We start from the raw sequence: 11,311 nt of genomic DNA on the forward strand, positions 1-11,311 counted from the left end.
TCAGCGCTCCCGCCGCCGGTCAACGATGCGGCGCATCTTGCCCATCGACCGCTCCACCCCGTCCGGCTCGATCACCCGGACCGCCACGGTGACGCCGACGGTGCTCTTGACCTGCTCGACCAGGGCCGCGCCGGCCCGCCGCGCCTCGTCCACCGGCGCGCCGGCGCGCCGTTCCACGTGGACGGTGAGGGTGTCCAGCCGGCCCTGCCGGTCCAGCACGCACTGGAAGTGCGGCGACAGCGCGGGGGTACGCAGGATCAACTCCTCGATCTGGGTGGGGAACACGTTCACCCCCCGCAGGATCATCATGTCGTCGGTGCGTCCGGTGATCTTCTCGATCCGGCGCATCGGGCGGCCCGTGCCGGGCAGCAGCCGGGTGAGGTCGCGGGTGCGGTAGCGGACCACCGGCATCGCCTCCTTGGTCAGCGAGGTCAGCACCAGCTCACCCCGCTCCCCGTCGGGCAGCGCCTCCCCGGTCACCGGGTCGATGATCTCCGGGTAGAAGTGGTCCTCCCACAGGTGCAGACCGTCCTTGGTCTCCACGCACTCGACGGCCACCCCCGGGCCCATCACCTCGGACAGGCCATAGATGTCGAGCGCGTGCATGTCCAGCCGCTGTTCCAACTCCCGGCGCATGTCCTCGGTCCACGGCTCGGCGCCGAAGACGCCGACGCGCAGCGCGGTGTCGCGCGGGTCCACGCCCTGGCGTTCCATCTCGTCCACGATGGCGAGCATGTAACTGGGCGTGACCATGATGACCTCGGGCGCCAGGTCGCGGATCAGCATGACCTGCCGCTCGGTCATGCCGCCGGACACCGGGATCACGGTGCAGCCCAGTTCCTCGGCGCCGTAGTGCGCGCCGAGACCACCGGTGAACAGCCCGTAGCCGTACGCGACGTGCACCCGGTCACCGCGCCGGCCGCCGGCGGCCCGGATCGAGCGGGCCATCAGTTTCGCCCAGGTGTCCAGGTCGGCCCGGGTGTAGCCGACCACTGTGGGGCGTCCGGTGGTGCCGGAGGAGGCGTGCAGCCGGGCGATCCGCTCCCGGGGCACCGCGAACATGCCGAACGGGTAGTTCTCCCGCAGCTCGGCCTTGGTGGTGAACGGGAGGCGGGCCAGGTCGGCCAGGTCACGTACGTCATCGGGGTGCGCACCGGCGTGGTCGAACGCGCGGCGGTAGTGCGGGACGTGGTCGTACGCGTGCCGCAGCGACCGGCGCAGCCGCTCCCGTTGCAGCGCCCGCAGCTCGTCGACGCCGATCCGCTCGACGGGATCCAGCTCCTCCGGACGAGGGGTGCGGTCCTGCACGGTTGCCTCCTGCGCGACGGGCCCGACGCCGCCGCGCCGGGCGGGATGCCGATCACCGTACGCCCGTACCGGCCGTACGGCCAGGTCAGCACCGCCGAACCGGCGGGGCCGGGGTGGGGTCGGGCAGGGCTGGAGAGGATGGGGTTATGCTCGGGTCAGACCGGCGGTGGGGCCCGCCGTCCCGGGACACGCCGGGAGAACCGCGACATCGCCGACGGTCCCTGCCAGTGATGCCCGTCCTGGTGGGAGGCACCGTGACCCGACGGCCCGAGTCCCGCGTCGATCCCGACGTCGATCTCCGCGTGCCCGCCGACCGGGCGGAGCTGACCGCGCACCCGGCCGCGGTGCTGGGCGTGATCGCCGCCGGTGGCGCGGCGGGCGCGCTGGCCCGCGCCGGCGCGCAGGCGGCCGTGCCGCACCCGCCCGCCGCCTTCCCGTGGGCCACGTTCGGCGTCAACGTCACCGGCTGCCTGCTGATCGGCGCGCTGATGGCGGTGCTCACCACCCGCCCCGCCGGCCCGCTGGTCCGCCCGTTCCTCGGCGTCGGGGTGCTCGGCGGGTTCACCACGTTCTCCGCGTACGCGGTCGACGCGCAACACCTGGTGACGGCCGGGGCCCCGGGCACCGCGCTGGCCTACCTGGCGGCGACCGTGCTCGGCGCGCTGCTGGCGGTCGCGGTCGGGGACGCGGTGACCGGCCGGCTGCTGGCCGCCCGGCGGCGGGTGGCCCGGTGACCGCCCTGCTGATCGTGCTCGGCGCGGCGCTCGGCGCCCCACTGCGCTACCTCGCCGACCGGGCGGTGCAGGCCCGGCACGACTCGGTGTTCCCGTGGGGCACGCTGAGCGTCAACGTGGCCGGCTCGCTGGTGCTCGGCGCGGTCCTCGCGGTGCCGGCCGACCCGGCGGTGACCGCGCTGGTCGGCACCGGCTTCTGCGGCGCGCTGACCACCTGGTCCACGCTCAGCTACGAGACGCTGCGGCTGGCCCGCGGCGGCCCGTGGCGGCACGCCGCCGCGAACGTGCTCCTCAGCGTGGTCGCGGGGCTCGGCGCGGCCTTCGGCGGGTACGCGCTGGCCGCCGCGCTCACCGGCTGACGGGGCAGCCGGCCCGGCCGGACGGCGATAGCATCCGGCCGAGCTGTGGAAAGGATCCCGCGATGGAGCCGCGTCATCTGGCCGACCGGGTCTGGTTGTTTCCCGGCGACCCCGACCCGGGCGCGATCCGGCCCGCCGTGGCGGTGGTCGCCGACGACCGCGGCAGCGTGCTGGTCGACGCCGGGAACAGTCCGGCGCACGCCCGGGAGATCCGGGCCGGGCTCGCCGCCGCCCGGCTGCCGGAGCCGCGCTGGCTGGTCTACACCCACCACCACTGGGACCACGTGTGGGGCGCGTGCGCCTGGCCGGGCGTGGAGATCGTCGGGCACGAGGCGGGCGTGGCCCCGCTGCGCGCCGAGGCGGCCCGCCCGTGGAGTCACCGGCACCTGCGGGAACGGGTGCGGGCCGAGCCCCGGCTGGGCCCCAGCTACCGGGCGCGGGCGCTCGCGGTGGACGACTGGGACGGGTTCGCGGTGCTGCCGCCGACCCGCACGTTCACCGACGAGCTGATGCTGCCGACGGGCGTGGTGCTGCGGCACGTCGGCGGCGGGCACGCGCCGGACTCGACGGTGGTGCTGGTGCCGGACTCCCGGGTGCTGCTGCTCGGCGACTGCTGGTACCCGCCCCCGCTGCACGAGCGCGACCCGACCGACCGGCCCGATCTCGAGCTGGCGCGCAGCCTGCTCTCCGAGCACGTCGAGTGGTATGTCTCCGCGCACGACGAGCCGCTGCGCCGCGACGAGGCCCACGCCGCGCTCGGCGTCTGAGCGGGGGCGGTCAGCGCTTGCGGCGTTCCGGGTGGGCCCGGTTCCAGGCCCGCATCCGCTCCGGATAGCCGGTGCGGGCCGCCTCGTAGAGCGGCACCGCGTGCCGCTGGGCGATCTTGCCGGCGACCCGGGGCGAGCCGGTGCGGCGGCGGATCCACTCCCCGTCGTGGGCGATGGCGACCACCGTGGTGTCGGTGGCGGTGGTCTCCGGTTCCAGATAGAACTCGACCCCGCGCCGGCTGGTGACGAACGCCTCCAGCTGCGCCAGGTCCTCCCGGTTCGCCTCCCGGTCGAGCTTCGTCGGGGTCGTCGGGTCGGCGGCCCGTCGACTGAACCAGCCCATGTCCGCCTCCTCTCCTCGGCGTCCGCTCCAGTGCAGCACGCCTGCCTGGCAGGTGCCTGAAAGCGCCGTGGGAGTCGGCTGAGCCGTGCTCAGCGGGCCGGCTGCCCGGTGCTCACCGGCGGACGGAGCACCGGCACCAGCGCGAGCGTGGGCAGCAGCAGCAGCGGCACCAGGCCGAGCGCGTTCAGCACGCCGAAGTGGTCGCCGAGGAAACCGAGCAGCGGAGGCCCGGCGAGGAAGGCGGTGTAGCCGATCACCGCGACCACGCTGACCCGGGCCGGGGCCCGGTCCTCGTCGTCGGCGGCGGCGCTCATCCCGACCGGGAAACCGAGCGACGCGCCGATGCCCCACAGCGCCACCCCGACCACGGCCAGCGGGCCGGAGCCGGCCAGCACGGCCAGGGCCGCGCCGGCGGCGGCGAGCCCGATGGTGCCGAAGAGCACCGGCACCCGCCCCCAGCGGTCGATGGCGACCGTGCCGGCGGTGCGGCCCAGCGTCATGCCGACGACGAACACGCCGAACACGGCGGCGCCGACCGACTCGTCGACCCCGTAGCCGTCCACGAACGCCACCGCCAGCCAGTCGTTGGCGCTGCCCTCGGTGAACGCCATGACCAGGACCAGCAGGCCCACCAGCAGGGTGCGCGGCTCCCGCCACGCGGCCAGCAGCGCGCGTCGGCGGGCCGCCGGCGCGCCCGCGCCGGCGGCCTCGGCCGGCGCGGGCAGGAACGCCCGGGCGCCGAGCAGGGTGCCGGTCAGGATCAGCACCGCCAGCACCGGCAGGTGCACCTCGATCGGTACGCCGAGCCGGGCGGCGCCGGCGCCGAGCCCGGCCCCGGCCACCGAGCCGAGACTCCAGGCGGCGTGGAAACGGGGCATGATCGTCCGCCCGATCCGTCTCTCCACGGCCGCGCCCTCGACGTTCATCGCCACGTCGCACAGCCCGGAGCCGAAGCCGAACGCGGCGAGCCCGACGCCGACGCCGACCGCCCAGCCGGCCAGGCCGGTGGCGAGACCGGCCACCGTCATGCCCAACGCGACCAGCACGGTCGCCACGACCACCGTGCGGGCCGGGCCGAGCCGCTGGGTGACCAGGCCGGCGGCGGGCATCGCCAGCAGCGCGCCCACCGACATGCAGAGCAGCAGCAGGCCGAGCCGGCCCGGGCTGAACCCGAGCGCCTCGCGGACCGCGGGCACCCGGGAGAACCAGCTGGCCACCGCGAGACCGTTGAGGGCGAAGACGACGGCGACGCCGGTGCGGGCGGCCAACACCGGCCGGGGCGCCGCCGGCCGCGCGGCCGGCGCGTCGAGGGTGTTGCTCACGGTGCGGTAGTCCCTTCCCCCGGATGGTTCCCGACGACGATCGCACACCTGAGAGCGCTTCCACCACAAGCCCGCCCGCCCCTTACCCGCCGCGGCCCGGACCGGGCATGATGCGACGATGGGTACGCCTGACGCACGACCGGCCCGGCTCGACGACGTGGCCCGGGCCGCCGGAGTGTCCCGGGCCACCGCCTCGCGGGTGCTCGGCGGCTACGGTTTCGCCTCGGCGGACGCCCGCGCGCGGGTCGGCGCCGCCGCCGAGCGCCTCGGCTACGTGCCGGACCCGACCGCCCGGGCGCTGGTGCGCGGCGCCGGTGTGCGGCTGGTGGTGGCCGTGGTGGGCCGCGACGACCGGGTCTTCGACGACCCGTACGTGCACCGGGTGGTCAGCGCCGCGTCGCGGGTGTGCGGGCCGCAGGGGGTCGGCGTGGCGCTGGAGTGGCTGCCGCTGGCCGACCCGTCCGGCCTGGGCCGGCTCGGCGCCGACCGGGGTGTCTGCGGGGTGATCCTGGTCAACACCACGCAGGCGGCGCTGGACGCGGTGCCGGCCCGGCTGCGCGGCCGGGTCGTCTCCATCGGCCGGGGTTCGCCGACCGTGCCGTCGTTCGACGTGGACAACGCCGCCGGCGCCGACGCGGTGCTGCGTCACCTGTACGCCACCGGCCGCCGCCGCATCGCCATGGTCACCGGCCCGCGCTGGCTGAGCTGCGCGGAGCGGTCGGTGACCGCGTACCGGGACCTGATGGGTGCGGCGGGTGCGCCGGCTCGGCTGGTGACCGGCGACTTCACCGCGGCCCGGGGCGGGACGGCGGCGCTGGCGGCGCTGCGCCGGTGGCCGGACGTCGACGCGATCTACGCGGCCAGCGACGCGACCGCGTTCGGCGTGATCGCCGCGTTGCGCGCCCACGGCCTGCGGGTGCCGCACGACGTGGCGGTCGCCGGTTTCGACGACCTGCCGTACGCGGCGGTGAGCAGCCCGGCGCTGACCACCGCGACCCACCCGGTGGACCGGATCGCCGCCGCCGCGGCCACGGCGGTGCTGACGCAGGCGCGGGTGGCACCGACCACGGCGTTCGCCTCGACGCTGGTGACCCGGGAGAGCGCCTGAGGCGACGGCGGTCCCGGCACCTGACGTTCGGGGCGGTACCCGGGTCGATCGACCCTGGTCGCCGGCGGCGCCCCCGGTCCTCAATGGAGGCACGGGAGAGGGAGGCATCATGGTCAGGGAGCTGTGGCGCCGGCAGGTGCGGTGGATGTATCGGAGCGGGCGGCCGAACCGGCTCGCGCGGGTGCTGAACGGGCTCGCCGCGCGGCAGCACGCCGCCGGGCTCGGCCCTCAGCACTGGGTGACCCTGGAGGTGCGGGGCCGGCGCACCGGCCGGACGGTCGCCCTGCCGCTGGTGGTCGCCGACCACGAGGGCGAACGCTACCTGGTGTCCATGCTCGGCGAGCGGGTCAACTGGGTGGCGAACGTGCGGGCCGCCGGCGGGCGGGCGGTGTTGCGCCACGGCGGCCGGGAGCCGGTCCGGCTGGTCGAGGTCGACGTGGCCGACCGGCCGCCGATCCTGCGTCGCCACCTCGCGCTCGCCCCCGGCGCACGCCCGCACGTGCCGGTGGACCGGCACGCCCCGCTCGCCGAGTTCGCGCGCGTGGCACCGGGCATCCCGGTCTTCCGGGTCGTCGCCGAGCGGCCGGTGCCGGGAAATGAGCGGTGACAACCTTTCAGGATATCGTTGGCGCGCGTTTCCGGGGTCGTCCGAACGGGACAGGCGGCCGGTAAGATCGGCGACAAAGCGGCGGCTGATCGCTGACTGCGGGGCCAGGCGCGCACGTCCACACTGAGCGCATGAATACGAGACTCCGCCGCAGCCGGGCATTCCGCGTCGCGGTGTGTCTCGCGCTCGTGGCGGCACTGAGCGGCTGCATGCAACTCAACCTCGGGCTGACCGTGAACGCCGACGACACGATCTCCGGTCAGCTCCTGCTGACCGCGCAGAAGTCCGTGCTCAAGCAGCGCAACCCGGACGCCGCGGTGGCGTTCGCCGAACTGCGGCAGAACATTCCCACGCTTCCCGCCGGCACCGAGACCCGGTACGAGGACGCCACCTTCTACGGCATTCAGATCACCTATCGGAAAACGCCGCTGGCGCAATTCACGAGCGAGAGCGTGAATCTGGTTCGCGATGACGATCTCTATCGCTTCTCGCTGCCGCTGGATCCGAAGAAATACGGCGGAAAGGTGGCCGAGCAGGATCCCCGCAACCAGCAGGCGTTCATGACCTTGATGTCGTTCGAGATCTCGGTGACGTTCCCCGGCCGGGTGCTCGACACCAACGGCGAGACCACCGGCCGTTCGGTGAGCTGGAAGGTGGTCGCCAACCAGCCCAAACCGGCCGAGCTGCGGGCCGTCGCCGAGGCGCCACCGGCACCACCCACCAGCGCGGTCGCCGCCGTGGTCGACGGTGGCTCCTTCCCCTGGCTGCCGGTCGTCGGCGGCGCGGTCGTCCTGCTGCTGGTCGGCGCCGGGGTGGTCGTCCTGCTGCTGCGCCGCCGCCGGGGCGGAAGCCCGGCACCGACCGTGCCCACCAGCGGACCGGGCGCACCCGCCGCACCGGCCACGCCGACGCCCCCTGCCGGCCCACCGGCCTGAGTCCACCCACCGGCCCGCCGACCCCCGTCGGCGGCCACCGGTCCGGCCCCCGAGCACCGGCGACGACCGCCGGACCCACCCCCGAGCACCGGCAACGCCTGCCGGACCCACCGCCGACCCGGGCGGGCCCGTGGCGACCGCCGCGATCCGCCGCACCACCGCACCCCGAGACCGCACCACCGCACCGCCGAAAAGGGGGATCGCCGTGAACGATCTCTTCACCTGGGCCGCCCTGGGCGGTCTGACCGGCGCCAGCGCCGCCACCCTGCTCGCCACGAACGTCATCGGCGGCCTGATCGGGCCGAGCGGTGACAAGGCGCGCAAGTGGATCGCGCTGGGCTTCGCGCTCCTGCTGTCCTACCTGACCGCCGCGTTCGCCGACGACGCCGGACCGGAGAAGTGGATCATCGCGTTCTTCAACGGGCTGGTCATCTTCTCCGCCGCGCTCGGCGTCAACCAGCTCCCGCCGGGCAACCGGCAGGCGACGCAGGCGTCGCCGACCCAACTCGCGCAGGGACGCGAGCCCCGCTACGTCCGCTCCTGGGTCTGAGAGGGGTGACCGTCATGGTCTTCGGCATCCTCAGCGCCGCCGTCCAGACCGCCTTCGGCGCCGTGCTCGGACAGGCCGCCGCCGGCACCGTCGGGCTGCTGGTCGGCGCGGTCGTCGGGCTGCTCGTCGGCGCGCCGTTCGGCTGGGCGACCGCCTCGGCCGGCACCTACGGCGCCGACGCGAAGGGGATCGTCCACTTCGTGGTCGACCACACGTGGAGCCTGCTCAACACGTTCGCCGGGGCGCTCTACCTGGCCCTGCACCTGGTCTTCGGCCACCGGCTCGACCGGGTCGTCTCGGCCGGCAGCGGCCGGGTCAACGTGGTCGAGGGGGTCTCCCCCCGCTACGCCACCACCATCGGCACGGTCTGCGCCGGGTCCAGCCCGGGCATCCAGCGACACGAGGACGTGCACGTGTTCCAGGCCCGGCTGCTCGGCCCGCTCTACCTGCCCCTGGTCGCGCTCAACTACGCGCTGTTCACCATCGCCCCGGTGTGGCTGCTCTGGCACGACCACACCAACGCGCCGATCAACAGGTTCACCCGCTACTTCGAGATCGGCGTCTACCCGCACGTCTGGAACGAGGCCATCGCGTACCGGATCCAGGGGACGCCGCCGCGATGACCGGTGCGATCGAGGCAGCCGTCGCGGACGTCACGTCCTGGCTGGCCGGGGCGGCGGGTGAGCCCGTCCCGGTCGGCCCGCCGCGCGACGACCCGGGCGGCGGCCTCACGGTCTGGCCGCTGGAGTTGCGGCCGGCCCGGCAGACCGCGACCGGCGGCCCGGCCCGGGAACCGTACCGGTTCGTGGTCCGGCTGCTGGTCAGCGGCGGCGGGCCGGCGGCGCTGCCGGCGCTGGACCGGGTGCTCGCCGCGGCCACCGCCGGGACCGGCCGGCCGGAGCCGGTGCTGGACGCCGGCGACCCGACGTTGTGGCGGGCGCTCGGCGTGGCGCCCCGGCCGGCGCTGCTGCTCGACGTGCCGGCGCGGATCGACCGGCCGGCGCCGGCCGCGCCGCCGGTGCGGCAGCCGCTGCGGCTGCGGCAGCTCGGCATGCGCACGCTCGACGGCCGGGTGGTCGGGCCGCAGGACCAGCCGCTCGCCGCGATGCGGGTGGAACTGGTCGGCACCACCCAGGCCACCGAGACCGACGCCGCCGGCCGGTTCCGGCTGGTCGGCGTGCCGCACGACCCCGACGCCCCGGACCGTCCGGTGCGGATCCGGCTGATCGGCCGGGGGCGGGTGCACACCGCCGAGCTGGACCCGGGCGGCGACGACCTGGTCGTCGTCCGCGCCCCCGACTGACTCCCCAGGAGGACCGATGCCCACCTATTTCTCCCCCGGCATCTACGTCGAGGAGGTGCCCTCCGGGGCCCGCCCGATCGGGCCGGTCGGCACGAGCACCGCCGCCTTCGTCGGGATCGCGCCGAACCGCAGCGCGCACGTCGACCGGCCGATGGCGGTCAACAGCTGGACCGAGTTCCTGCGCCTCTACGCCGACGGCGAGCACCCGGAGAGCACCCCGCTGGCCCGCGCCGTGTTCGGCTTTCTGGACAACGGCGGCACCCGCTGCTGGGTGGTGAACGTCGGTGACGGCGGCCTCACCGGCACCGGCGGGCGGCGCGGCGGCCTGCAGGTGCTGGAGGCGATCGACGAGATCTCCATCCTGGCCGCCCCCGGCTACCACGACCCGGTCTCGCACGAGGCCCTGATCGGCACCGCCGAACGGCTGCGCACCATGGTCGCGATCTGCGACCCGCCGCCCGAGGTGGCCGACGTCTCCCGGCTCACCCGGGTCGCCACCACCGGCAAGCCGGGCAAGCCGGCCTCGTCCGACAAGCCCGCCGAGGGTACGCCGGGCGGCGCCGACGACGAGCCGCCCGGCACCGGCGGCGACCGGCCCCGGCAGTCCGACTTCGCCACCTTCTACTTCCCCTGGATCCGGGTCCGCGACCCGCTCAGCGGCGAGCTGGTGCTCACCCCGCCGAGCGGGCACGTGGCCGGCATCTGGGCCCGCACGGACGCGCTGCGCGGCGTGCACAAGGCGCCGGCCAACGAGCCGGTACGCGGCGCGGTCGACCTGGCGTACCGGGTCACCCGGCCGGAGCACGACGTGTTGAACCCCAAGGGCGTCAACGTGATCCGGTTCTTCGCCGGCGAGGGCATCCGGCTCTGGGGCGCCCGCACGCTCGCCGCCGAGGCCAGCGAGTGGCGCTACCTGAACGTGCGGCGGCTCTCCATCTCCATCGAGCAGGCCATCGCGGGCGGCACCCGCTGGATGGTGTTCGAGCCGAACGACTTCACGCTGTGGCGCTCGATCCGGCGCGACATCGGCGCGTTCCTGACCCGGGTGTGGCGCGACGGCGCGCTGCTCGGCCGCACCCCGGAGGAGGCGTTCTTCGTCAAGTGCGACGAGGAGACCAACCCGGCCGACGTGCGCGACGCCGGAATGGTGGTCGCGCACATCGGCATCGCGGTGGTCAAGCCCGCGGAGTTCGTGGTGTTCAAGCTGAGCCAGTGGGCCGGCGGCACCGAGACCGAGACGATCGGAGGCTGACATGCCGACCACGGCCACCCCGCAGCCGGGCGCGCCCGTCGACCCCTACCGGGCGTACCACTTCAAGCTGCTCATCAACGGCGTCACCAACGGGCACTTCACCGAGGTCAGTGGCTTCGAGGTGGCGATACCGTCGCTGGCCTACCGGGAGGCCGGCAACGAGCGCATCCGGGCGGTGCCCGGTCAGGTGGAGTACGCGCCGGTGACCCTGCACTTCGGCCTGACCAACGCCCGCGAGCTGTGGGACTGGGTGAACGCGGCGGCGAAGGGCACGGTCAACCGGCGCAACGTCTCGGTGGTGTTGCTCGACCCGGCCGGCACCGCCGAGGTGCTGCGCTGGAACATGATCAACGCCTGGCCCACCCGGTGGCGGGGCGCCCACCTGAACACCCTCTCGCAGGAGATCGCCATCGAGGCGCTCACCCTGGCGTACGAGGGACTGGAGCTGGAGTCCGGCAGTGCGGGCGCCCCGGCGACCGCGTGACCGGCTGGCCCGCGCCCTGCGGGCCACCGCCGACCGCCTCGCCGCCCCGTCCGCGGTCGCGCCGGCACGTCACCCCGGCGCGCCCCCCGAGCACTGGCTCCGCCTGGTCGCCGCCCACGCCCCCGGCCTCCTGCACGACCACCCGTCCCGGGTGGACGTCGGGCCCGCAGCCGACGCGAATCCCGCGATCACCGAGCGGTCCACCGGGCCGGGCCGGGCCGGCTCGCGGCGGCTGTGGC

At 75.2% G+C, this 11,311-nt stretch carries 14 protein-coding genes; 11 read left to right on the plus strand and 3 right to left on the minus strand.

Features of this window, described 5'->3' with window-relative positions; genetic code table 11:
* Window positions 1-1,308, minus strand: a complete 1,308-nt coding sequence (paaK, locus tag AB0H28_RS15070; RefSeq protein ID WP_358039297.1) for a phenylacetate--CoA ligase PaaK — start codon at window positions 1,306-1,308, stop codon at window positions 1-3.
* 230 nt (window positions 1,309-1,538) lie between these two features.
* Here paaK and AB0H28_RS15075 point away from each other — a divergent pair, with 230 nt between their 5' ends.
* The 3 genes from AB0H28_RS15075 to AB0H28_RS15085 all read left to right on the plus strand — a co-directional run bounded on the left by AB0H28_RS15075 (window position 1,539) and on the right by AB0H28_RS15085 (window position 3,168).
* Entirely contained in the window at window positions 1,539-2,042 is a 504-nt protein-coding gene (locus AB0H28_RS15075; RefSeq protein WP_358039300.1) for a CrcB family protein, read from the plus strand.
* Complete coding sequence (gene crcB, locus AB0H28_RS15080) at window positions 2,039-2,401, plus strand: fluoride efflux transporter CrcB (RefSeq protein ID WP_358039303.1); 363 nt, start codon at window positions 2,039-2,041, stop codon at window positions 2,399-2,401. The genes AB0H28_RS15075 and crcB overlap by 4 nt, the downstream gene beginning before the upstream one ends.
* A gap of 62 nt (window positions 2,402-2,463) precedes the next feature.
* Window positions 2,464-3,168: an MBL fold metallo-hydrolase gene (locus tag AB0H28_RS15085; RefSeq protein WP_358039306.1), complete on the plus strand. Its 705-nt coding sequence runs from the start codon at window positions 2,464-2,466 to the stop codon at window positions 3,166-3,168.
* Between the two features lie 10 nt (window positions 3,169-3,178).
* Here the strand turns inward: AB0H28_RS15085 and AB0H28_RS15090 are convergent, their stop codons facing one another.
* Entirely contained in the window at window positions 3,179-3,511 is a 333-nt protein-coding gene (locus AB0H28_RS15090) for a hypothetical protein (protein WP_269691438.1), read from the minus strand.
* 89 nt (window positions 3,512-3,600) lie between these two features.
* Entirely contained in the window at window positions 3,601-4,833 is a 1,233-nt protein-coding gene (locus AB0H28_RS15095) for an MFS transporter (RefSeq protein ID WP_358039310.1), read from the minus strand.
* Window positions 4,834-4,951: 118 nt separating this feature from the next.
* Here AB0H28_RS15095 and AB0H28_RS15100 point away from each other — a divergent pair, with 118 nt between their 5' ends.
* The 8 genes from AB0H28_RS15100 (at window position 4,952) to AB0H28_RS15135 (ending at window position 11,072) form a co-directional block, all read left to right on the plus strand.
* Window positions 4,952-5,941 carry a LacI family DNA-binding transcriptional regulator gene (locus tag AB0H28_RS15100; protein WP_358039313.1) on the plus strand — a complete coding sequence of 330 codons (990 nt, stop codon included), beginning with the start codon at window positions 4,952-4,954 and terminating at the stop codon, window positions 5,939-5,941.
* A 109-nt stretch (window positions 5,942-6,050) separates the two neighbouring features.
* Window positions 6,051-6,548 carry a nitroreductase/quinone reductase family protein gene (locus AB0H28_RS15105; RefSeq protein WP_358039316.1) on the plus strand — a complete coding sequence of 166 codons (498 nt, stop codon included), beginning with the start codon at window positions 6,051-6,053 and terminating at the stop codon, window positions 6,546-6,548.
* A gap of 131 nt (window positions 6,549-6,679) precedes the next feature.
* The gene (locus AB0H28_RS15110; protein WP_358039319.1) at window positions 6,680-7,483 is read left to right on the plus strand and encodes a DUF3153 domain-containing protein; all 804 of its coding nucleotides are present in this window, start codon (window positions 6,680-6,682) and stop codon (window positions 7,481-7,483) included.
* Between the two features lie 205 nt (window positions 7,484-7,688).
* Window positions 7,689-8,033, plus strand: coding sequence for a hypothetical protein (locus AB0H28_RS15115; RefSeq protein WP_358039322.1), 345 nt, complete (start codon window positions 7,689-7,691; stop codon window positions 8,031-8,033).
* Window positions 8,034-8,047: 14 nt separating this feature from the next.
* Window positions 8,048-8,656, plus strand: a complete 609-nt coding sequence (locus AB0H28_RS15120) for a glycine zipper family protein (protein WP_358039325.1) — start codon at window positions 8,048-8,050, stop codon at window positions 8,654-8,656.
* A complete protein-coding gene (locus AB0H28_RS15125) occupies window positions 8,653-9,336 on the plus strand; it encodes a carboxypeptidase-like regulatory domain-containing protein (RefSeq protein ID WP_358039328.1) in 684 nt (227 codons plus the stop codon). Before AB0H28_RS15120 ends, AB0H28_RS15125 begins: the two co-directional genes overlap by 4 nt.
* A gap of 16 nt (window positions 9,337-9,352) precedes the next feature.
* Complete coding sequence (locus AB0H28_RS15130; protein ID WP_358039331.1) at window positions 9,353-10,588, plus strand: phage tail sheath subtilisin-like domain-containing protein; 1,236 nt, start codon at window positions 9,353-9,355, stop codon at window positions 10,586-10,588.
* Between the two features lies 1 nt (window position 10,589).
* Complete coding sequence (locus tag AB0H28_RS15135) at window positions 10,590-11,072, plus strand: phage tail protein (RefSeq protein WP_358039334.1); 483 nt, start codon at window positions 10,590-10,592, stop codon at window positions 11,070-11,072.
* The last annotated feature ends 239 nt before the right edge of the window (window positions 11,073-11,311 follow it).

The sequence above is a fragment of the Micromonospora sp. NPDC050980 genome (genome assembly GCF_040653835.1).
GTDB lineage: Bacteria > Actinomycetota > Actinomycetes > Mycobacteriales > Micromonosporaceae > Micromonospora.